The sequence below is a fragment of the Raineyella sp. LH-20 genome (assembly GCF_033110965.1).
GTDB lineage: Bacteria > Actinomycetota > Actinomycetes > Propionibacteriales > Propionibacteriaceae > Raineyella.
In genome coordinates this window covers 2222265-2244630 of the sequence record NZ_CP137003.1, presented here as the reverse complement: position 1 = coordinate 2244630, position 22366 = coordinate 2222265, and the positions used below count along the sequence as shown (strand labels likewise).

20 protein-coding genes and 1 other RNA gene are annotated in these 22366 nt (G+C 70.6%); 6 read left to right on the top strand and 15 right to left on the bottom strand.

The features are described 5' to 3' along the window. On the bottom strand, positions 1–1338 hold the full coding sequence (glnA, locus tag R0146_RS09855) for a type I glutamate--ammonia ligase (RefSeq protein ID WP_317689181.1): 1338 nt from the start codon (positions 1336–1338) through the stop codon (positions 1–3). Positions 1339–1985: 647 nt separating this feature from the next. On the opposite strand from glnA, the gene R0146_RS09850 reads away from it, so the two are divergent. Continuing rightward, the gene (locus tag R0146_RS09850) at positions 1986–2378 is read left to right on the top strand and encodes a hypothetical protein (RefSeq protein WP_317689179.1); all 393 of its coding nucleotides are present in this window, start codon (positions 1986–1988) and stop codon (positions 2376–2378) included. A gap of 8 nt (positions 2379–2386) precedes the next feature. On the opposite strand, the gene R0146_RS09845 is transcribed toward R0146_RS09850, so the two are convergent. Further along, positions 2387–2599: a hypothetical protein gene (locus tag R0146_RS09845; RefSeq protein ID WP_317689177.1), complete on the bottom strand. Its 213-nt coding sequence runs from the start codon at positions 2597–2599 to the stop codon at positions 2387–2389. A 290-nt stretch (positions 2600–2889) separates the two neighbouring features. Here R0146_RS09845 and map point away from each other — a divergent pair, with 290 nt between their 5' ends. The 3 genes from map to R0146_RS09830 all read left to right on the top strand — a co-directional run bounded on the left by map (position 2890) and on the right by R0146_RS09830 (position 6180). Continuing rightward, positions 2890–3648, top strand: coding sequence for a type I methionyl aminopeptidase (gene map, locus R0146_RS09840; protein WP_317692367.1), 759 nt, complete (start codon positions 2890–2892; stop codon positions 3646–3648). Positions 3649–3736: 88 nt separating this feature from the next. Then, positions 3737–5776, top strand: coding sequence for an ATP-binding cassette domain-containing protein (locus R0146_RS09835; protein WP_317689175.1), 2040 nt, complete (start codon positions 3737–3739; stop codon positions 5774–5776). 32 nt (positions 5777–5808) lie between these two features. Beyond that, a complete protein-coding gene (locus tag R0146_RS09830; RefSeq protein ID WP_317689173.1) occupies positions 5809–6180 on the top strand; it encodes a DF family (seleno)protein in 372 nt (123 codons plus the stop codon). 32 nt (positions 6181–6212) lie between these two features. Here the strand turns inward: R0146_RS09830 and R0146_RS09825 are convergent, their stop codons facing one another. From R0146_RS09825 to R0146_RS09790, 8 genes are all read right to left on the bottom strand, one after another. Further along, positions 6213–6728 (bottom strand): acyltransferase, encoded by a 516-nt coding sequence (locus tag R0146_RS09825; protein ID WP_317689171.1) that lies wholly within the window; start codon positions 6726–6728, stop codon positions 6213–6215. 43 nt (positions 6729–6771) lie between these two features. Continuing rightward, positions 6772–7482, bottom strand: a complete 711-nt coding sequence (locus tag R0146_RS09820; RefSeq protein ID WP_317689169.1) for an SGNH/GDSL hydrolase family protein — start codon at positions 7480–7482, stop codon at positions 6772–6774. Between the two features lie 387 nt (positions 7483–7869). After that, on the bottom strand, positions 7870–8376 hold the full coding sequence (locus R0146_RS09815; RefSeq protein WP_317689167.1) for a hypothetical protein: 507 nt from the start codon (positions 8374–8376) through the stop codon (positions 7870–7872). Then, positions 8357–8785, bottom strand: a complete 429-nt coding sequence (locus R0146_RS09810) for a helix-turn-helix domain-containing protein (RefSeq protein WP_317689165.1) — start codon at positions 8783–8785, stop codon at positions 8357–8359. The genes R0146_RS09815 and R0146_RS09810 overlap by 20 nt, the downstream gene beginning before the upstream one ends. Then, positions 8769–9164 carry a type II toxin-antitoxin system RelE/ParE family toxin gene (locus tag R0146_RS09805; RefSeq protein WP_317689163.1) on the bottom strand — a complete coding sequence of 132 codons (396 nt, stop codon included), beginning with the start codon at positions 9162–9164 and terminating at the stop codon, positions 8769–8771. Before R0146_RS09805 ends, R0146_RS09810 begins: the two co-directional genes overlap by 17 nt. Before the next feature lie 328 nt (positions 9165–9492). Further along, positions 9493–9848: RNase P RNA component class A (gene rnpB, locus R0146_RS09800), an RNA gene on the bottom strand. Positions 9849–9897: 49 nt separating this feature from the next. Further along, entirely contained in the window at positions 9898–11361 is a 1464-nt protein-coding gene (locus R0146_RS09795; RefSeq protein WP_317689161.1) for an RNB domain-containing ribonuclease, read from the bottom strand. A 116-nt stretch (positions 11362–11477) separates the two neighbouring features. Continuing rightward, the gene (locus tag R0146_RS09790) at positions 11478–12215 is read right to left on the bottom strand and encodes a zinc ribbon domain-containing protein (RefSeq protein WP_317689159.1); all 738 of its coding nucleotides are present in this window, start codon (positions 12213–12215) and stop codon (positions 11478–11480) included. A 168-nt stretch (positions 12216–12383) separates the two neighbouring features. Here R0146_RS09790 and R0146_RS09785 point away from each other — a divergent pair, with 168 nt between their 5' ends. Both R0146_RS09785 and R0146_RS09780 read left to right on the top strand, forming a co-directional pair. Further along, positions 12384–13892, top strand: a complete 1509-nt coding sequence (locus R0146_RS09785) for an aminopeptidase P family protein (RefSeq protein ID WP_411567136.1) — start codon at positions 12384–12386, stop codon at positions 13890–13892. 2 nt (positions 13893–13894) lie between these two features. Further along, the gene (locus R0146_RS09780) at positions 13895–15046 is read left to right on the top strand and encodes a magnesium and cobalt transport protein CorA (protein WP_317689155.1); all 1152 of its coding nucleotides are present in this window, start codon (positions 13895–13897) and stop codon (positions 15044–15046) included. A 68-nt stretch (positions 15047–15114) separates the two neighbouring features. On the opposite strand, the gene R0146_RS09775 is transcribed toward R0146_RS09780, so the two are convergent. The 5 genes from R0146_RS09775 to R0146_RS09755 all read right to left on the bottom strand — a co-directional run bounded on the left by R0146_RS09775 (position 15115) and on the right by R0146_RS09755 (position 22365). Next, positions 15115–18648 (bottom strand): error-prone DNA polymerase, encoded by a 3534-nt coding sequence (locus R0146_RS09775; RefSeq protein WP_317689153.1) that lies wholly within the window; start codon positions 18646–18648, stop codon positions 15115–15117. Beyond that, positions 18648–20327: a DNA polymerase Y family protein gene (locus R0146_RS09770; RefSeq protein WP_317689151.1), complete on the bottom strand. Its 1680-nt coding sequence runs from the start codon at positions 20325–20327 to the stop codon at positions 18648–18650. The genes R0146_RS09775 and R0146_RS09770 overlap by 1 nt, the downstream gene beginning before the upstream one ends. 50 nt (positions 20328–20377) lie before the next feature. Beyond that, entirely contained in the window at positions 20378–21073 is a 696-nt protein-coding gene (locus R0146_RS09765; protein WP_317689149.1) for a DnaE2-dependent mutagenesis accessory factor ImuA', read from the bottom strand. Positions 21074–21161: 88 nt separating this feature from the next. Continuing rightward, a complete protein-coding gene (gene catA, locus R0146_RS09760) occupies positions 21162–21815 on the bottom strand; it encodes a type A chloramphenicol O-acetyltransferase (protein WP_317689148.1) in 654 nt (217 codons plus the stop codon). A 37-nt stretch (positions 21816–21852) separates the two neighbouring features. Beyond that, complete coding sequence (locus R0146_RS09755) at positions 21853–22365, bottom strand: YflT domain-containing protein (RefSeq protein WP_317689146.1); 513 nt, start codon at positions 22363–22365, stop codon at positions 21853–21855. Position 22366: the final 1 nt, after the last annotated feature.

The window sequence follows — 22366 nt, the reverse complement described above, 5'->3', positions numbered from 1 at the left end:
TCAGAGGTTGGGCAGCATCGTGTCGAGTTCGAACGCGGTCACCCGGTGTCGGTAGGCATCGAACTCCGCACGCTTGTTGCGCAGGAAGAACTCGTGCACGTGGGTGCCGAGCGTATCGGCGACGAGCTCGGAGCCCTCCATCACCTCGATGGCCTCCTCCAGGCTGCGCGGCAGGGTCCTGATGCCGAGCATCCGACGCTCCCGGGCGGTCAGCGACGACACGTCGTCCTCGGCCTCCGGGGGCAGTTCGAGCTCCCGTTCGATGCCGTCCAGGCCGGCCGCCAGCGTCAGGGCGTACGCCAGGTAGGGGTTCGCCGCCGAGTCGATGGAGCGCAGCTCGACCCGGGCGGAGCTGCCCTTCGTCGGCTTGTACATCGGCACCCGGACCAGTGCCGACCGGTTGTTGCGTCCCCAGCTGATGAACGACGGGGCCTCGTCGCCGTGCACCAGCCGCTTGTAGGAGTTGACCCACTGGTTGGTGACGGCGGTGATCTCGGCGGCGTGCGCCAGCAGGCCGGCGATGAAGTGCCGGCCGGTCTTGGACAGGTTGTACTCCGCCGAGGCGTCGTGGAAGACGTTGTTGTCCCCCTCGAACAGCGACATGTGGGTGTGCATCCCCGATCCGGGCTCCTCGGTGAAGGGCTTGGGCATGAACGTCGCCCGGACACCCTTGCTCATCGCCACCTCCTTCACCACCACCCGGAAGGTCATGATGTTGTCGGCCATCGACAGCGCATCGGCGTAGCGCAGGTCGATCTCCTGCTGTCCCGCCCCCGCCTCATGGTGGGAGAACTCGACCGAGATGCCCATCTGCTCGAGCATGGTGATCGCGGCCCGCCGGAAGTCGGTGCCCTGGGGCTGCGCGGTGTGGTCGAAGTAGCCGGAGTGGTCGATCGGCGTCGGTTCCCGGCCCGGCTGGCGGTCGGCCTCGATCAGGAAGAACTCGATCTCAGGGTGGCAGTAGAACGTGTAGCCCATGTCCGAGGCACGGGACAGGGCACGCTTGAGCACGTAGCGGGGGTCGGCCCACGACGGTGACCCGTCGGGGTGGCGAATGTCGCAGAACATCCGAGCGGTCCCACCGGCCTCCTCGCGCCACGGCAGCAGCTGGAAGGTCGAGGGGTCGGGGTGGGCGACCATGTCGGACTCGTAGACCCGGGCGAAGCCTTCGACGGCTGATCCGTCGAAACCGATCCCCTCGTCGAACGCCCCCTCCAATTCGGCGGGTGCGATGGCGACGGACTTCAGGAACCCCAACACGTCCGTGAACCAGAGTCGGACGAATCGGACGTCGCGCTCCTCGAGCGAACGAAGCACGTACTCGGTCTGCTTGTCCATGCTGACAGTCTGCCGCTAATTGTGTTTCAGCGGTGTGACGACCTGCGGGGTGTGACGGTCAACGGAATGCGGCATGCCGGAGAACGGTCCGGCCGGCTGCCCGGAGACCCCCGGGGGAGGTCCCCGGGTAGAGTCGTGCTGTGATCCAGAGGCGCCTTCCGGGATGGAGCCACAGCCGGGACGATCGTCCCGCGCCATGGGCCGTGCTGCCTCGTCCCCAGGCCCGCGGCCGGGAGACGGTGGTCGGGCCGTGGGCGCTTCATGCCACGACGTTCCCGCGCCCCTCGACATCGGCGACCCCGGTCCCCGCCGGCTACCGACCGGCACCGCCCTACCCGGCGCAGGCCGGCTACCCGCCACCTTCTGCGTCTCCGGTGCCCTCCGCACGACCGGCGCCCTCCGCACGACCGGCGCCCTCCGCACGACCGGCGCCCTCCGCACGACCGGCGCCCTCCGCACGACCGGCACCGACCGCCTACCCAGGTGTCACCACGGCCCGCCGATCCTCGGGCCCCTCGTGGTCCGGGTCCACCGCAGCGGCGGCTGCAGGTCCGGCGTCACCGGCCCCCGCGTCGAGACCTGGCCAGAGCGCCCCGGTCCGCCCCGAACCGCCGTCACCACAGTCACCGCCGATCAGCGACCCGCGCGTGGTCCCGCTGGGTGGCGGCCTGGCACTGGTCTCCGTCGGTCAGTGGGACGAGGACTCCGCCTCGACCATCCAGATGCCGGCCATCCGCGACACCCCACCTCCCGATCCGGCGGCCACCGACCGGCAGGGCGTCGGCTATCCGTCCCCGTCCGGCGCCCCGGCGCCGTACGCCCGACAGCCACCGGCCCCGCAGACGTACGCCCGGCAACCGCAGGCGCCTCAGCAGTACCCACCCGAGCAGTACCCGTCCAAGCAGTACGCACAGCAACCGCACATCCCGCAGTCCTATCCGGGGCAGTCGTACGCCCCGCCGGCACAGGGCCCACAGTCGTACGACCGGCAGACGTACGCCCCGCAGACCGGTGGGTCGGACGATCCCTGGCGCCGCTGACCGCCCAGCTACCGGTCGCCGCGCTCGTCCTCGTCCTCTTCGTCGTTCCAGCGCGGGTCCTCGTCCCAGGCCTCGTTGCGCTCCTGGACACGTTCGAGCGCATGGACCGCCTCATCGCGCGTCGAGTACGGACCGAGCCGGTCGGCCGAGCGGCATCCCTCGTAACGTTCCACCGCGTGGTGCTTCATGCAGTACCACCAGGTGTCCTCCACCTCGGTCACGGTGCCCTCCTGACGACGGGTGACGGCGCGTCGACGTGCCGTTGTCTCCAGCATCCCACCGGGTCCCGCCCGGCGTGTCGCGTCGACGCCGACCCCACCCCGAACACCCGCCGGTCGGCCGCAGCGAGGCCCCGGATGCCGCCGACCAGCCGAGTACCCTGTCCCACGTGACGCCCGTGAAGCAGTTCCCCGTGACCCCAGTCCTTCATGTGCCGGCCGGCATCGACCGTCCCGAGTACGCCGCCAAGGCGAAGGACGACCCCACGATCGACGTCTACACGGGCTCCGACGTGCAGAGCGCCGAGACCATCGAGAAGATGCGCGAGGTCAGCCGGATCGCCGCGAACGCCATGCACGAGGCAGGCCGCGCGGTCGCCCCCGGGGTCACCACCGACACGCTGGACCGGATCGCCCACGAGTACATGTGCGACCACGGCGCCTACCCGTCGGCGCTCAACTACCGGGGCTTCCCCAAGGCGATCTGCACCTCGGTCAACGAGGTGATCTGCCACGGCATCCCCGACCAGCGACCGCTGGAGGACGGTGACATCGTCAAGATCGACGTCACCGCGTACAAGAACGGCGTGCACGGCGACAACTGCTACACCTTCCTCTGCGGTGACGTCGCCCCCGAGGTGGTCGACCTGGTCGACCGTACGAAGGAGGCGATGGACCGAGCGATCAAGGTGGTGAAGCCGGGACGCCGGATCAACGTGATCGGCCTGGCGATCGAGAAGTACGCCAAGCGGTTCGGCTACGGGGTGGTCCGCGACTACACCGGCCACGGCGTGCACACCGCCTTCCACTCCGGCCTGGTCATCCCGCACTATGACTCACCGTTCGCCACCACCGTGATGGAGCCGGGGATGACGTTCACCATCGAGCCGATGATCACGCTGGGCAGCTACGACTGGTACCAATGGGACGACGGATGGACCGTCCTGACCAAAGACGGCAGCGTCTGTGCCCAGTTCGAACAGACCCTCGTCGTCACCGACGACGGTGCCGAGGTGCTGACGGTCGCCGACCACCCGGCCGGGGATCGCTGACCCGGGCCGAGTCGACTAGATTGGGCCCGGCGCGCATCGGAGCACCCCGACCCGCCCCAGGCATCCAGCTTCCCCAGGAGGACAACGCGTGGACACGCTCCTCGACATCGTCGGCATCACCAAGTCCTACGGCAGCAATCGCGTCCTCGACGGTGTCGACTTGTCAGTGGGGCGTGGCGAAGTCGTCGGCATCGTCGGTGAGAACGGCGCCGGCAAGTCCACACTGATGTCGGTCTTCTCCGGTCTGCTGCAGGCCGACGGTGGGACGATGCGCCTGAACAACGCGCCGTACTGGCCCAAGGACGCCACCGACGCGCAGTCGCGCGGAGTCGGCATCATCCAGCAGGACTTCAGCCTGGACCCGACGCTGACGGTCGCCCGCGCCATCTTCCGCAACACCTACCAGGCCGACCGCCCCCAGCGGGCCCTGATCCGGCCGGCCCAGTGGCTGCTCGACGACGCCGCCGTAGGCCTCGACCCGGACACTCCGCTGGGCGAGCTCGCCCACGCCGAGCAGGGCCTCGTCGAGGCCGTCCGGCTGCTGGCCGAGGACGCCCAACTGGTGATCATGGACGAAGTCGCGGCGACGCTGAACGTCAAGGAGATCGACCAGCTCCACTTCATCATCAGCCGACTGACCCGCCAGGGGCGGTCCGTGCTGTACGTGTCCCACCGTCTCCACGAGGTGCAGGCGGTCGCCTCCCGGATCGCCGTCGTCCGCAACGGCCGAGTCCCCGAGGTCCTCGATCCGCGGCAGGTGTCGGCCGAGGACATCGCCGCCCACATGCGCACCCGCGCGGCCCGCCGCGCCTGGTTCCCCGACCGGCTGGACGAAGAGTTCGCCGTCGAGGAGGCCGAGACCGAGACCGCCTCGCCGACCCGCGCCCTGCCGCCGCTCACCGACCCCTCCCCCACCGACCTGCCCCACGCCGAGCCAACCCACACAGGGTCGACCCACACAGAGTCGACCCACAGCGGGCCGACTCACACGGAGTCGGCCCGCGGGTTCACCCCGGGTCACACCTTCTCGCCCACGTACACGCCCTCGTCGACGTCGTACGCACCGTCCCCTGCGCCGGTCGCTCCCTCACAGCCGGCGGCTTCGCAGCCGGTCGCCGCCTCCACGACCATGTGGGCGACCCCGAGCGCGCCGACCACCACCTGGACGAAGGCCGCGCCGGCCCGGATCGACGCCCCGGCGGCCGAGACGACCCCGGCCTGGTTCACCGAGCCGGCCTCCACCGCCACCCCGACCTCGCCGAGCCCGGCAGCGCCCGCAGCCCCCGTCGGCGGCGGTCGACGCGCGATCGCCTCCGACGACGGGCGTACGTACGCCGACGAGTCGGTCGACGAGTCCCAGCAGGTCGTCCTCGAAGTGGCCGGTCTGGACGCCCCCGGGACGAGCGGTCACCCCGTCCACGACATCTCGTTCAGCGTCTTCTCCGGCGAGGTGCTGGGGATCACCGGGCCGCGCCGGGCCGGGCAGGATGCGATCGTCGGAGCCCTCAACGGCCGTGCCCCCGGCACCTTCCGGACGTTGCGGATCAACGGCTACAACCGCTCCATCTCGTCCGCGGAGGACGCCGCCCTGCTGAAGATCGCCTACCTGGCCGGTCCTGACGAGGAGACCGGCGAGGAGCGGAAGCGGTCCGTCGCCCGCGCCATGATGACCGGCGGATGGGCCGACGGCTCCAGCTTCGAATCGGAGGTCGACGGGATCGCGACCATCCTCGGCGCCCTCGAGAAGCTCCACTCGGCCACCAAGCGGCTGCGTGGCCGCCGCGCACTGCGCCACGGGGTGAAGCCGGAGGAAGCCGGCTCCACCCTGTCGGGTGGTCAGCAGCAGATGGTCCTGCTGGACGAACTGATGACCCAGGACGCCGACGTGCTGATCGTCAACGAGCCGGGCCGCGGCCTCGACTTCGACGCCCGTGCCGTGCTGCGGGGCAAGCTCTCCGACGCCGCCGAGAACGGCGCCGCGGTGCTGCTGATCTCCACCGACGTCGACGAGCTGGCACGCAGCTGCCGGCGGGTGCTGGTCCTCGACGAGGGAAGGATCGCCCGGACGATCGAGGGCTCCCCGCTGTCCGCCGCGGACCTCACCGCCGCGCTGGCCCAGCTCGGCTGATCGGCCCACCCCCGATACCCACCGACAGCCCGATGCCCACCGACGACCCGACTCCCCCGCAGCCCTCCCCGACCGGGGGCGCCGGGCCGACGGTGCAGGTGCTGCACATCGAGGAATGCCCCAACTGGGCCGAGGCCGGCGCGATGATCCGTCGCGCCCTCGACGCCGCCGGGCATGCCGAGGTGGATGTCGAGTACGTCGTCCTGCAGACCCGAACCGAGGCGGCCGCGGTGGCGTTCGCCGGTTCCCCGACGATCCTGGTCGACGGCGTCGACCTGTTCCCCGGGCGACGCACCGACGACCTGGCCTGCCGGGTCTACCGGACCGACCGAGGCCTTGCCGGGCTGCCCACCCAGGACCAGGTCGACGAAGCGATCCGTACGCGTCTGCGGCCGACCAGCTAGCCGCCGGCCGACCCGCGGTCCGGACTGCAGGCCTACTCCCCGTGGCTCGCGACCGGCAGGTCCTTGTGCCGTACGGCCGGGCAGCCGGCGTACAGGCCGTCCGGCGCGCAGTCCGTCGTGACCACCGCGCCGCCGGCGATGATGCACCCGTCCCCGACAGTCACCCCGGGGAGGACGATCGCGCCCGCTCCGATCCACACGCCGTCACCGATGGTGATCGGCCGCGGATCCGGCGCTCCGGCCCGCATGCACTGTTCGCCGACCTGGTGGGTGGCGGTCATGATCATCGCCCGGGGACCGATCTGCACGTGACTGCCGAGCGTCACCGCGGCCGAGCAGTCGATCAGCACTTCGCGGTTGAAGTAGCAGCCCGGAGCGGTGGTCAGGTCGGTGCCGTTGATGTAGCAGCCGTCGCGGATGTGCGCGGGGCCGATCCCGGACCAGCCGAGTCGACGCAGCACCTTCCACCTCGATCGCATGCTGACCATCCCGGAGAACGCGATCGCCTCGGCCATCCGCCGGGCGCGCGTCTTCAGCCCCAACCCCATGACCTGTGAGCCTACTGTGTCTTCGCCTGCCGGATCCCACAGGTCAGTCGCCGAGCTTCTCAGCAACAGCATCGGCGAGAGCCCCGTGGCCCTGTGCATTGGGCCGGACCCCATCGCCCGACAGGAGCTCGCTGTGCCCGGTGAGCGGCTGCCCGGCGTCGATGTAGTCGACGCCCGCCTCGGCCGCGGCAGCCTCGAGTGCGCTCGCCTGCGCGGTCAACCAGGCCGGGACAGGGTCATCGTCGAAGAACGGCGCGACCACGATGACGCGGGCCGCCGGCACCTTCGAACTGAGATCGGCGAACAAGGCTGCGGCCGCCGAGGAGACCTTCCTCGTCCCGTCGACCCGGCCGCCGGAGACCACGACGATGTCCGGCTTCGCCGCCACCACGTCGTCGACCGTCTCGCCGTACGACGGACAGCGGTCGAGACCGCAGTACTTCTTGGCCAGGTCGCCGGTCACGGACGTGACATAGCCGGTGCCGTCGTGGCCGAGGTTGACCTCGTCCCAGCCCATCCGCTCGGCCACCAGGGTCGTCCATCGGGTCCCGTCACTGCCGGTGCCGGTGGTGTAGGCATCGCCGAGGAACACCGCCCGCGGGCGGGTGGCGGCGGACGAGGCGGTCGGTGCGGGCAGGGCCGTCGCCGGTTCGGCGGTGGCGCGCTCCATCTTCAGGAAGGTCAACACCACGGCCGCCACGGTCACCACGGCCAGAACGACGAGGCCGACGTTTCCCCAACGCTCCCTGTTCATAGCCGGAGCCTAACGGTCTCAGGTTCTGCAGGGCGGGACCGGCACGAACACAGACGCGTGCAACCTCTCAGAACCAGCGTCTCCAACTGGACTCTGGGAGAGGCGCAGACCAAGCACCACATTCCGAGTGATGCGACCGATGCCCTCAATCGGACCCGACCGAACGTGACGACCCTCGTCGCGCGGCACGCCGGCATCATCGGACCCAGCACCACTCACTGCGCATCCTGGAAGCCCGCCACGTCGGACTGCTGACTCACCCTCATTCACCCGGCCACCCGCGACGATCCACATTGCACTACTTGCTCTGGCGCTTCGGGATGAACCACGGCCGACGGTTCAGGTCCATGCACGGTGCCGAAGACTTGGGGCTGTCCTCCCGGCGGATCACCGGTCATCCTCATCCGGATCCTGATTCTCTTCCCCCGGACCGGTCCATGACATACGGAAGGGAAGCAGGACGCTGCGGATCGCTTCCCCCGAGAACTCCCAGTACTGGATCTCCCCCAGAGAATCGGCGGCGGGAAAGTGCTCAGTCGTGGGGAGCGGGACCACGAGGGGGATCCTCAGCATGCGACCATCGTCCGGCGGTGAATCCTGTGGGTTGCCGGAAGAGACCCTGACGCGTGCCTCGATGAAGGCACCGCCTTCACCGATTACCGGAAGTCGGTCTGGACCGAGCAAGCGGAGATGGAAACCCTGCGCCACTGAACGGCTCGGAATATCGATCGATCCAGCCAGGTACCAAGGGGAGCCGGGCGACGGAGCGACCATGATGCCGCCACCGACAATGGTGAGGAGACCATCGTTCGCTTCGGCATATCGACAGAGCAGCAGGTTGGCCCCGAGCGGTACGGCGGCTTGCTCGTCTCCGTCACCAGGCAAGCTGCTCACTCCTTTGAGTGCCACGCTGACCGGTGACTGGCGCCTCCCAAGGGATCCCAGGGAGTCTGACAACGACGCCATCAGATCCATCGATGGCACGGTCTTCAGCGAAGGCGAACTCGGCTTCATAGTCGCGGAGCCTTGTCGTGCGGTTCTCGTGCTGACGATCGACGAGGGCGACTTCGAGTCCGAAGCCGAGACGATACAAGGTGCTGGCGACGATGCGAAGTGTCAGGTTGGTCCGGCCTGTCAGGCGCTGGGTGATAGCAGATCGCCCGACGCCACAGAGCTTCGCGAGATCGGCCTTGCTGACGCCTCGCTGTTCCATGGCCTCGGCGATGTGCTCAGTGACATCACCGACCAGGCGCTCTTCAGCGACCATCTCCTGGTAGTCGGCACCCTCATCCCTGACGGACATCACTGCACCACCCTTCGTAGTACTTCTGAGCCAGCTTGACCTCGGCGGCAAGCTTCTTCTGATGCCGCTTGTCGGAACCATGGGTGATGACGAACGTACTCCCCACCCGGTATCCGTAGAGCCGCCGGCCCGGGCCGTCGGCATGCTTGATCTCCCACAGTGTCTCCCCAGCTCGCTTCCCTCTTGACTTCTGCCCGGAGGCCTCCACCCGATTCATCTGGTCGGTGAGTCGCAACCGACCGACCTGCGAGTACATCTCCAGTCTGCTGTCCAGCGCAGCCTTCGCGCGTACCGGAAGGCCTTCGATGTACTCGTCGAACGGACACGATCCGTCCGGCAGGACGACCGCTACGACTCGGACAGCCAGCCCGACGTGCACTTCACGTTCGCCGTGTTTAGTCAACGCTAAACACCTGGATCCGGCAAGCTGGTTGCCGAAATTCTCAGTCTTCGATCAGCCACCCGGCCAACCATCGCCGCCCGATCCCCCCGGTACATGCCAACTACTCCTGGTCCCCACCCTGGTCCTGGTCGTCCTCTCCTGCGCAGTCCTGCCGCCGGAACTCCATTTGCTGCTGGGCAGGGGCGCCCGCAGGCAGTCCATGTGCAGAAACTACAGCGACGTGAGGCCTGATGCCGCCGAACCACGTATGCACAGGGGTGTGCAGGTTCATGCACCGCTGCTTGACCCGTCTGGGCAAGGTGTGGGGACGAGCCGGGCTATAAGCCGGGTTCTGTGACGCCCGAAGGCGCCGACGACCATCTATCTTGGACCGCTGTCACCAGCGGCCTCGCGCGACCTACCCGGGAGCTCGGGCGAGCAGCCCTCGAACGCTCCCTGTCTGGTCTTGCTCCGGGTGGGGTTTACCGAGCCACCCCAGTCACCTGGGGTGCTGGTGGTCTCTTGCACCACCGTTTCACCCTTACCCGCCGTGAAGGCGGGCGGTCTGTTTTCTGTGGCACTGTCCCGCGGGTCACCCCGGGTGGGCGTTACCCACCACCCTGCTCTGTGGAGCCCGGACTTTCCTCAGCACTCGCGTGCCGCGGCCGTCCGCCCGACTCGTCCGACGGACCAGTCTACGCCATCCCCGCCCGTCCGCCGACCGGTCGGTTCACCCGCGCGGGCGGCTGGGGCCCAGCACGTGCTCGACGAGGCTGAACTCCGTCCGCCCCTGGGCGACGTCGACCCGGTCGAGCCGGACCCGCAGCCGCTCGCCGAGCTGCGGGGTGCCGACCACGTCGGCCTCGACGGCCGGCTTGTTGATCATCACCCGTGCCCGCTCCGGGGCCTTCCCGCGCAGCTCGATCACCGTGCCGACGAACTCCTGGCCGACCCGACCGGAGAGGGTGAGTGCCTCGGTCATGTCGATGATCGCGTGCTCGAAGGTGGCGGCGCGGTTGTTGGAGGCGTTCATCTCCTCCGGCAGGCGTGCGTACGCCGCGAGCACCCACTCCGGCACCGGCCGCCCGGAGCACAGCGCCACGCAGGTCTCCTCGGTGTAGCGGTCGACGAGACGACGCAACGGTGCGGTGACGTGGGCGTACTCGGTGGCCAGGGCGGCGTGGACGTCGAGCAGCGGATGGGTCCCGTCGAACGCGTCGTAGTCGGCGCCACGGAACAGCATCGTTGCGGCATACCCCATCGCCGCGTCCTCGGGCCGCTGCATGTCCAGGGTCCGGACGAACTCCGGATACGGCTGGCCGGTCGGCCAGGGGATCTCCAGGGCGGCCGCCGTACGCCTCAGCTTGGACAACGCGGTCGGCTCGGCGTGCGGCAGCGTACGCAGGATGCCGACCTTGTGGTCGAGCATGATCCGGGCCGCGGACATCCCGGTGAGCAGCGAGATCTGGGCGTTCCAGTCCTCGATCCGGACCGGGCGACGGAACTTCAACCGCCAGCGGCCGGGGGAACGGACCTCGATCTCCTGCTCCGGGATGTTGAGGCTGACCCCGCCGCGCGCCGCTTCACGCTCCTCGCGCAACAGGCCGACCTCCCGGAGCAGGTCGAGGGAGTCGTCCGCCCGGTCGGTGTCCAGCTCCATCTGGACCTCGTCATAGCTGAGCTGGGCGCGGGACCGGACCAGGGCCCGGCCGACATGCTTCTCCACCGTCGCCCCGTCGGAGTCCAACCTGATCTGCCACAGCAATGCCGGGCGCACCTCGCCCGGCAGCAGGCTCGCCGCCCCCTCCGACAGGACGGGCGGGTGCAGTGGGAACCGTCGGTGCGGGGCGTAGAACGTCTGCCCGCGACGATGAGCCTCGGTGTCGATCGGATCGCCGGGCCGGACGAAGGCGGCGATGTCAGCGATCGCGTACGACACCAGGTAGCCGGTGCCATCCCGGGTGATGTGGACCGCCTGGTCGAGGTCGCGCGAGCCCGGCGGGTCGATGGTGACCAGGTCGAGGTCCGTACGATCGAGGGTCGGCAGGCTGGGCGCCCGGGCGGCCTCGTCGGCGGCGGCCAGGACATCGGCGGGGAAGGCATCCGGGATGTGAAGCCGCGACTGCAGGCGGGCGACCCCCTCGGCGAGCGCGGACGGGACGACGCCATGCAGGTTGAGATGGCGCGCTGGCATGTGCCCACCCTACGCGCGGGGGTGGCGACACCGCCGTCCCGGCGGGGCTCACACTGCCATGCCGGCGGGGCTCACACCGCCGAGTCGCCAGGGCTCACCCGCCGTGCCGCCAGAGCTCAGAGGCCGGACTCCGCGGTGCGGACCAGGATCCGGCCGCACTCGGCGCACCGCACCACGTCATCGGCGGCGGCCGCGGCGTACGACCGCAGGTCCGAGGCGTTGGCCTCCAATCCGCACCCCTCGCAGCGGCGGGCCACCAGGGCGGCCGCCCCCGAGCCGAGATGCTGGCGGATCTTCTCGTACAGCGCGAACAAGTCGCCCGGGACCTCGGCCACGTAGCCGGCGCGGACCGCCAGCTGTCCCTTGGCCTCGGTGTCGATCTGCTGAGCGACCTTCGTCCGGGCCGCCACCGCCTCCTTGAGCCGGGCGTCCAGCCCGGCGCGGCGTCCGGCCACCTCGTCGCGGACGGTGGTGGCCTGCTCGAGCTGCTCCATCGCCTCCAGCTCGAGGTCCTCCAGCTCCCCGATCCGCCGGTCGAGGTGGGCCGCCTCGTCGACCAGCCCGCGCAGGGCCTTCGCGTCGACGTCCCCGGCGTCGATCCGCGCCTGGTCGCGCGCGCGGCGCTCCCGCACCGGCTCCAGGTCCGCCTCGGCCCGCCGCTGCGCCAGTTCGCCGTCGGCGACCGCCGTCTCGGCGGCGGTCAGCTCGTCGTCGATGGTGGCCAGCTCGGCCTGGATGCGCAGGACCTCCGCATGCTCGGGCAGATGCTTCCGCCGGTGCGCGAGCCGCAGGAGGGTGGTGTCGACCTTGTTCAGGTCAAGGAGCCTGCGCTGTGCGCTCGCCGGGGCCTTCATCGCCATTCGTCCTCCGCTGTTCCGATGTGGTTTCCCACTCTATCGACCCGCGACCGTACGCCGCCCCCGCACCACGGACGTCTTTCCCCAGGGACGACGCCGTCTCCGGGCGACGACGCCCTTCTCCGGGGACGTGGCAGGGCCGGCTCCTCCGGGCCCGGTGTCAGAATGGGGGCCATGGCTGAAGACGAGGTCACCACCACCGAGAAGCTGCCGAACCGCCAGAGCCCGTTCTCCGAGGCGTTCCGCACGTTCATCGTCGACGGGTGGGCCCCGTACTCCTCCGATCTTCCGGACCGATTGCCCGCCGCGGATCCGGCGGCGGTCCGCCGCAGCACCATCGGCGCGGCCTTCCCCGGTGAGCGGCTGGTGGTCCCGGCCGGCGGCCTGAAGGTCCGCAACAACGACTGCGACTACCGGTTCCGGCCGCACTCCGCCTTCGCCCACCTGTCCGGGCTGGGCACCGACCGGGAGCCGAACGCCGTCCTGGTGCTGGAGCCCACCGACGGCGGCCACGAGGCGACGCTCTACTTCAAGCCCCGCGCCCCACGGACGGACGAGGAGTTCTACGCCAGCTCCCGCTACGGCGAGATGTGGGTCGGCCAGCGCGAGTCGCTGGACGAGATGGCGGCGATGACCGGACTGGCCTGCGCGCCGATCGACCAGCTGCCCGCGGCCCTGGCCAAGAACGCCGGCTCCACCCGGATCCGGATCGTCCGCGAGGCCGACGCCGAGCTGACCGCCCAGGTGGACACGCTGCGCGAGGACCACGGCGTCCGGTGGACGGCCGACAGCGAGCAGTCCTCCCCGGACGACGAACTGGCCACCGCCCTGTCCGAGCTGCGACTCACCAAGGACGCCTTCGAGGTCGACCAGATGCAGCTGGCCTGCGACCGCACCGCCGCCGCCTTCACCGAGGTCGTCCGTTCCTTCCCCGACGCCGTCGCCAAGGGCCGCGGGGAACGCTGGGTGGAGGGCGTCTTCGGCCTGTACGCCCGCCACGAGGGCAACGCCGTCGGCTACGACACCATCGCCGCCGCCGGTGACCATGCCTGCACCCTGCACTGGATCCGCAACGACGGCGAGGTCCGCGACGGCGACCTGATCCTGATCGACGCCGGCATCGAGGTCGACACCCTCTACACCGCCGACATCACCCGGACCCTGCCGGTGAACGGCCGGTTCAGCGACGCCCAACGGAAGGTCTACCAGGCCGTCCTCGACGCTGCGGACGCCGCCATCGCCGTCTGCCGTCCCGGCACCACCTTCAAGGACGTGCACCAGACCGCCATCACCGTCCTCGCCGAGCGCCTGTACGCCTGGGGTCTGCTGCCGGTGACGCCCGAGGTGTCGGTCTCCGAGGAGGGCGGCCAGCACCGGCGCTGGATGGTCCACGGCACCTCCCACCACCTCGGCATCGACGTGCATGACTGTGCCCAGGCCCGCAACGAGAACTACCGGCTCGGCACCCTGCGCGAGGGGATGGTCATCACCGTGGAACCCGGGCTCTACTTCAAGTCCACCGATCTGCTGGTGCCCGAGGAACTGCGCGGCATCGGCGTACGGATCGAGGACGACGTCCTGATCACCGCCGACGGCCCTCGAGTGCTCTCGGACACGCTGCCGCGCAGACCCGAGGAGATCGAGGCCTGGATGGAACCGCTGCTGGAGGGATAGAGATGACCTGGTCGTTGTTCCCCGTCCGCCGCCCGGTCGCCCCGGGCCAGCGCCCTCCGATGGCCCCCGGCCTGCCGTCCCCGGGACCGATGGACCCGCCCCGTACGCTCCCGGAACGCCGGCGCGGCGACTGGGACGGCGTCGACTTCCCGCAGGAGATCCCGGACTCGGTGGTGAACTGGGGCTGGTACGTCGACGGCACCCGACAGGACTGCGAGAGCCTGGCGGAGGCCACCGCGCACGCCCTGGCCGACGAGGGGTTCGTCTGGCTCGGCCTGCACGACCCCGACGACGAGGACATGGCAGGGCTCGCCCGCCGGTTCAACCTGCACCCGCTGGCCATCGAGGACGCGGTCGAGGGCCACACCCGGTCCAAGCTGGAGCAGTTCGGCCGGACCCTGTTCCTGGTGGTCTCCACGGTGGCGTACGTGCCGCAGCGGGAACGCCCGGAGACCTCGGAGATCGTCACCACCGGTCAGATCATGGTCTTCGTCGGCACCGGCTTCGTGATGACCGTACGGCGTGGGTCACAGACCTCGCTGAAGAGGCTGCGGAAGTCCATGGAGAAGCACCCGGATCGGCTGCTGCACGGCCCGGCCTCGGTGCTCTACGGCGTGCTCGACACCGTCGTGGACGACTACCAGCAGGTCGTCGGCGACTTCGAGGACGACGTCGACGAGGTGGAGGCGGCGGTCTTCTCCTCGGAGGGGGCCCATGAGGTGGAGCAGATCTACCAGATCAAGCGTGAGCTGATCGAGTTCAAGCGGGCGGTCGCGCCGCTCGGCGTGCCACTGCACAACCTGGCCACCCGGCCGTACCGGGCGATCCCGCCGGAGGCGCAGGCGTACTTCCGTGAGGTCGCCGACCACCACACCGAGGCTCGTGAAGCGATCCAGTCGTACGACGAAGTGCTGTCCACCATCCTCGCCGCCTCGCTCAACCGGCTGTCGGTGGGCCAGAACGAGGACATGCGCAAGATCTCGGCCTTCGTCGCCATCGCTGCGGTGCCCACCCTGATCGCCGGCATCTACGGGATGAACTTCGACAACATGCCGGAACTGCACTACGTGTACGGCTATTTCATCCTCTGGGGCGTCATCATCGCCCTGATGGGCACCCTGTTCGTGCTGTTCCGGCGCAACAACTGGTTGTGAGACGGCGGGGCCTCGAGGCGGGGCCCGGACGTCGGTGACCGAGCCGCCCGGTGATCCGCCCGGCGCCGTCAGTGGAAGTCGCGCGAGGTGTGGCGGACGGTGACCGGCAGCGGCTCGACATGGTCGGCGACCAGGTTGGTGACACCTTCGGCCGACCGTTCGAGGATGCCGCGGACGATCAGTCCCCGGGCCTCACGGATCAGCCGGCGGTAGCGGGTCCAGACCCCGGCCGAGCAGATGACGTTGACCATGCCGTGCTCGTCCTCGAGGTTGACGAAGGTGATTCCCGAGGCGCTGGACGGCCGTTGCCGGTGGGTGACCAACCCCGCGACCCGCACCCGTCGACCGGCCTCGGCGGCCCGCGCCGCGGCCGAGGTCAGTACGCCCTGCTCGTCGAGACGCGCCCGCAGATGGGCGAGCAGGTGGTCGGTGGTCGAGATCCCGGTCGCCCACAGGTCGTCGGCGAGCGTCTCGAGGCCGGTCGGGGGCCCGAACAGCGGTGGCTGCAGCGGTGTGACCAGGCCCGGCAGTGTCCCGGCCTGGTCCAGCGCGGCGGTGCCGGCCCGCCACAGCGCCTGCCGACGGGTCAGGCCGAGACCGTCGAAGGCCCCGGCGGTGGCCAGCGCGGACAGCTGTTCCTCGGTCAGGCCGGCCCGGCGGGTGAGGTCTTCCAGGGAAGCGTACGGCCCGTCGGCGTCGCGGGCGGCGACGATGCGACCGGCCACCGTCCGGCCGATCCCGCGGACCCCCGCCAGGCCGAGGCGTACGGCGAGGTTGCCGTCCCGGCGGTGCTCCGCACCGGTGTCGGGGGCGGCCGGGTCGTACTCCCCCACCGGTGGTTGCTCGGGGTCGAGGCAGGAGTCGAGGCCGGTGGGGGCACGACGACCCTGGGGTGGGCCCGGATCGAGTGGGCCCGGGTCGAGCGGGCCCGGATCGAGCGGGGCCGGGTCGAGCGGGCCCGGATCCAGCGGCTCCAGCCCGGCGTCCACCCCCGAGCACCGCAGATCGGGCCGCCGAACCTCCACCCCGTGGCGGCGGGCGTCGGCGGTCAGCGTGGCCGGCGAGTAGAACCCCATCGGCTGGGCCCGCAGCAGCCCGGCCAGGAAGGCGGCCGGGTAGTGCAGTTTGAGCCAGGAGCTGGCGTACACCAACAGCGCGAAGCTCAACGAGTGCGACTCGGCGAAGCCGAAGTTCGCGAACGCCTGGATCTGGGCGTAGAGATGATCGGCGGCCGGACCGACCAAGCCGTTGCCGGCCATCCCGTCGTAGAGCTTCTTCTTCAGGGAGTCGATCCGCTCGATCCCCCGCTTGGAGCCCATCGCCCGGCGCAGCAGGTCGGCGTCCTCACCGCTACACTCCCCGACCGCCATCGCCATCTGCATCAGCTGCTCCTGGAAGATCGGCACGCCGAGGGTGCGCTTCAGCACCGGCTCGAGCTTCGGATGGGCGTACGTGACCGGCTCCTGGCCGAGCTTGCGGCGGACGAACGGGTGCACCGCCCCACCCTGGATCGGCCCGGGCCGGATCAGGGCGATCTCGATCACCAGGTCGTAGAACCGGCGGGGTCGTAGCCGGGGCAGCAGCCCCATCTGGGCACGGGACTCCACCTGGAACACCCCGATGGCGTCGGCCCGGCAGAGCATGTCGTAGACCTCCTGCTCCTCCTTGGGGATGCTCGCCAGCCCCCAGTCCTCACCGGTGCCGTCGCGGATGAGTGTGAAGGAGTGCTGCAAGGCGGCGAGCATGCCCAGGCCGAGCAGGTCGAACTTCACCAGCCCCATCCATGCGGCGTCGTCCTTGTCCCACTGGATCACCGTCCGACCGGGCATCCGGGCGTGCTCGATCGGCACCACTTCCCCCACCGGGCGCTCGGTGAGCACCATTCCGGCGGAGTGGATGCCCAGGTGCCGGGGGGCCTTCAGCAGCTGGTCGGCCAGGTCGAGCACGCTCTGCGGGACGCCGGACGACTGCTCGGCGGACGCGTCCGAGCCCCTCGACCGTCCTGGCTGTCCGGGGGACGCCGACCGTCCCTGTTGTCCCGGGGACCCCTGTTGTCCCGGTTGTCCGGGCAGCGACCAATGGTCGGCCTGGCGGGCGAAGGCGTCCTGCTGGCCGGGCGAGTAGCCGAGAGCCTTGGCGACGTCCCGGATCGCGTTCTTCGGCCGGTACTGGATGACGTTGCAGACCTGGGCGGCGCGCTCGCGCCCGTAGCGGTCGAACACCCACTGGATGATCTCCTCGCGACGGTCGGAGTCGAAGTCCACGTCGATGTCGGGTTCCTCGTCCCGCAGTGCCGACAGGAAGCGTTCGAAGGGCAGGTCGTACCTGATGGAGTCCACCGCGGTGATGCCCAGCAGGTAGCAGACCGCGGAGTTGGCGGCCGATCCCCGGCCCTGGCACAGGATGCCCCGGCGGTGGGCCTCGGCGACGATGTCGTGCACGATCAGGAAGTAGCCGGGGAAGTCCTTCGCTTCGATCACCGCCAGTTCCCGCTCGATCCGCGCCCGGCCGGCATCGTCCAGCCGTGGATAACGCTCCGGGATCGCCCGGTGGACCAGTTCCCGCAGCCACGACATCTGGGTGTGGCCCTCCGGCACCTCCTGCCTCGGCAACGCCGGCTTGGCCCGTCGCAGCGGGAACGCCAGCTCGTCGGCGAGCTCCACGGTGCGCTCCACCGCCCCCGGGTAGCGGGCGAACAGCCGGTTCATCTCCGCCCCCGAGCGCAGGAAGGCCGTCCCGGCGGCCGGCAGCCAGCCGTCCAGGTCGTCCAGGCTCCGGTTCGCCCGGATCGCCGCGACGGTCTGCGCGAGCCGGTGCTGCGCGGGGGTGGCGTAGTGCACGTTCCCGGTCGCCAGGGTGGGCAGCCCACGGTCGGCGGCGAGCGCGGCCAGCGCGTCGTTGTCGGTCGAGTCCAGCGGGTGGCCGTGGTCGGTCAGCTCCACGTACACCCGCTCACGGCCGAAGAGGTCGACCAGGGCGTCCAGTTCTCGTCCGGCCGCCACGGCCCCACCGGTACGCAGTCCTTGGCGGACCGCTCCCTTGCGGCAGCCGGTCAGCACCGTCCAGTGCCCGTCGGCGGCGTCCGCGAGCTCCGTCGGGTCGTAGACCGGTCGTCCCTTCTCGGCGCCGGTGAGCTGGGCATGGGTGATCGCCCGGGCCAGCCGGTGGTAGCCCTCCTCGCCGGCGGCCAGCACCAACAGGTGGCTGCCCTCCGGATCGGGCCGACCGTTCTGGGGCGCGGTCAGTTCCAGGGACAGCTCGGCGCCGAAGACGGTCCTCACCTTGGTGGGTTCGGCGGCCTCGGCGAACCGGGTGATCCCGTAGAGCCCGTCGTGGTCGGTGAGGGCCAGCGCGGACAGCCCGAGCCGTTCGGCCTCGACGACCAGATCGGCCGGTGCGGAGGCGCCGTCGAGGAAGGAGAAGGACGAATGCGCGTGGAGTTCCGCGTACGGCACCGGGTCCGTCGGCCGGTCGACCGGCGGCGGGCGGTAGCGGCCGCGTTTGCGGGAGTAGGGGACGTCGATCCCGGTCGGCGGGAACGGGCGGTCGCTGAGCGTACGTTCGAGGTCGGCCCAGGGCATCGGCGGGTTGTGGAAGCCCATCAGTCGTACCTCCCCTCGGCCCACCAGCCGCCGTCGTCGTCGCACACCAGCAGCCAGGCGATCTGGGCGTCGTCGACCACCTGGAACCGGTGGGCCCGGTGCCGACGGACGGGGTCCCAGCTGTGCTCGTCCAGCGGCCACGGGCCGGCCCAGGCGACGATCGGCCGCCGCCGACCGCCCTCGACCAGCACGGCGGGCGGAGCCGAGACGGCACCACGTCCGTCCACCCCGACCCCGGAGCCGTCGGCGGCGAGGACGATCACGCCCGGCAGTTCCTCGAACACGGTCGCCGGCAGCGGGGCCGGCAGATGCCCCGGCCAGGGCCGATCCGCCGGCAGGGGCAGCATCGCGCGGTCCCCCCACGGGACGGACACCTGGCGCTCGGCCAGCCGCCGACCACCACCGATCACCGCGGTGACCACGCCGTCCGCCCCCAGCATCGCCTGCACCCGGGACAGCGCGTGGTGCACCCGTTCGTCCGGACCGGTGCCGAACAGCCCCGGTGCGTGGTGGGCGCTGTCGTCCACCGCGACCGGTTCGAGCCGGACCCGCATCACCCGGCTGGTGATCCGGCTCCCTGCGGCGGCCTGCAGCTGCCAGCGCACTCGGTCGACCACGGCCGCCGGGTCGAACGCCGCGGGATGCACCCACACCCGCTCGGCCCGCTCGCCTTCCTCGGCCGTCAGTTCCACCCTCAGCTCGGTGCACACCAGCTGGTGCTCCGCCAGTCCGGCGACGAAGTCCTCGGCGCCCGCCCGGACGGCGAAGGCGACCTGGTCGACCAGTTCTAACGGAGGGGAGAACTCGACCGTACGAGTCAGCACCGGCGGCGGGGTGCGGGGCTGCACGATGCGGGAGTCCCCGCCACCGGCGAGGGCGTGCAGCCGTACGCCCCGCTCGCCGAAGCGATCCCGCACCGTCCGGACCTCCAGGGCGGCGAACTCTCCCAGTCGCCGGATGCCGAGCTTCGGCAGCAACTCGGCCAGTTCGGCGTCGCCGAGCCGGTTCACCGGCAGCGGCGCCAGGAACTCGGCCGCCGCCCCCGGGGGCACGATGCAGATCGGCCCGGGCTCGCCCGCGCCGCCCCGGGTCGGCTCGGCCGCGGGGCCGCGCGGGGCCGACTCGTAAGCGGCCTGCTCGGCGGTGAACATCCCGTCGGCGACACCGGCCCGCACCCCGGTCACCCCGGCGCCGTCCATCGCAGCCAACAGGGCGGCCGCCGCCGGCTGCTCACCGCCGTAGTACCGGGCCGGGCCACGCATCCGCAGCGTCACCAGCCCCGGACGGATCACCTGGACGCCGGGACTGACCTGTTCCAGCAGGTCCAGCAGCGGCGCGAACAGCCGATGGTCCCGGTCGACGTCGGCCGCCACCACCCGCAGCGTCGGGCAGCAGGCCTGGGCCTCCCGACGCCGCTGGCCCCGGCGGACGCCCTCGGCCTGGGCGGCCGCGGAGCAGGAGACCACCCGGTTGGCCTCCACCACGGCGACCGGGGCGTCGGCACCGTTTCGCTCGACCCCACCTCCCTTGACCCCACCTCCCTTGACCCCACCTCCCTTGACACCGCCGCCCTTGACACCGCCGCCCTTGACACCGCCGCCCTCGGCCTGGGCCCACGCAGTCACCGGCCATTCGGGGAACCACAGCACACCACAACGCACCGGGGGGACCCCGGTCACCAGCCGCCCCGAAGGTCCAGCCGCTGGCTGCCCCGAACGCGTCACGGCCATCACCCCACCGCCTTCAGCCGCCCGACTGCGGTGGCCGGCGGCACCACCGTGTCCAGTCGGCCGTCGGGGCCGGGCAGCAGCAGCCGTACGCTCCGCGGCCGGGGGACCCGCCGGGAGGTGACGGTCAGGCTCACCTCCCGCCCGGTCAGGTAGCCGTGACCGGCACCCACGCCGGACCAGTGCGGTGCCTCCACCCGCAGCGACGCTTCGGCCCGCGGCCACTCCCCGACCACCAGCAGCGTCGCCTCCCGGTCCCACAGACGTGCCGCCAGCCGGGCGGCGTCCGCCGGACGCACCGCGCCGCCGGGACGTACGGCGATCACGCCCATCACCTCGGCCAGCGCGGCGACCACTGCCAGCCATCGGTCCCCCGGCCGGGGCACCAGGGCGAGCCGGTCCAGCACCACACCGGCCTGGGCGGCCGCCTCCGCCCCCACCTCCGGCAGGCCCACCAGCCCGCACCAGGCACCGGCCCGGGACGGCTCGGCCAGCAGGGCGAACAACAGGGCGCCGGCGGTGTCCAGGGTGTAGGCCGAGCCCGACCGCAGTCCCGCGTCGGGCAGCAGCCCACTGAGCCCTGAGGGCACGGCGAACACCCGCTGCGGGGCCCGGTCGACGGCGGCGTCCGTCCGCGCCCGCAGCTGACGGATCAGCTCCGGGGACGGCGAGGCTGCGGTCGCGGCACGGGAGGACACCCCTCCATGATCGAACGAGTGTTCGATTCAGTCAAGATGGGGACCATCCGCAACGCCTCCCGCCTGGCACCGCACCCCGCACCCGATGTCAGGTGATCCAGCTCGGCCGGCTGAGCAGTGTCTGGAGTTCTTGGACGAGTCGGGCGGTGTGGAATCCGTCTGCCGCGGCGTGGTTGACCTGGACGGACAGCGGCAGCAGAGTCCGATCGCCGTGCGTGGTGTACTTGCCGAGCGTGAAGATCGGAAGGAAGTGGTCCCAGACGTTCTTGATGTGGAGCGAGAACCCGGTGAACGAGATCCACGGCAGGCTCGAAATGTCGAAGACGTTGGGCGGGACGTCCTCCTGGGGGAACAGCGACGTCGCCGTACGGTAAGTCGCCAGCACCTGGGCAGCACGCTCATGGAAGGCGGCGAAGTCTGCGTCGAACGGCGTCCACACGCTGGCGAACGACTCACGGTCCGGATTGAACACGGTGAAGGCCGGATGGACGGTGTCCCACACGCCCGGGGCGCCCTGCTCCGTCAGCCCCATCCGGAACTCGTCATGCTGGTTCACGACCCAAGCGAGCGCCCAGACCTGTGCGATGTAGGTCTTCCGGCGCGTCGCACGCAGCGCCGTCACCATGCTGGTGACGTCCAGGTCGACCGTCAGGGCGTACGTGCAGGGGACTCGGTGTCGATAGTGCTCGAAGTACTCCCGACGCGACCAGGTCGACAGCTCCAACGGACGAAGCGCATCCATGGGGTCATTCTCCCCGCGCCGGCTGGGCCCGCTCCGGTCACTGCGGCCCGAGGCGTCGCCCTCCCGGCATCTGCGCCAACAGCTCGCGGGCCTTGGTCACCACCTTGTGCTCGCAGAGCACCTCGTAGCGGGTGGCGAACGTCTGGGTGATCGAGGTGAAGTCCCGCTTGCCGCGGGTGAACGCGTAGCCGATCAGCGCGAACACCACGCTGATCACCACGCCCACGCCCACCCCGATGGCCGCCAGCAAGTACGGGTTCGACTGCGGGGGGTAGAAGATCATCGCCATGATGCCGAACAGCAGGCCGATCGACAGCCCGTTGGCCAGGCCGCGGTTGACCACCGTGACCCAGTCCCGCCGGCCGGTGACCCGCTCGACCGACCGCAGGTCGGTGCCCACGATCGACAGGTTCTGCACCGGGAAGTGGTGGTCTGACAGGTAGTCGACGGCCCGCTGCGCCTCCTCGTAGGTGGCGTACGTCCCCAGCAGCTGGGGGAACTCGAGCTCGAAGGGTGACCTGAGCCCACCGGGCGGAGGGGGCAACGACATC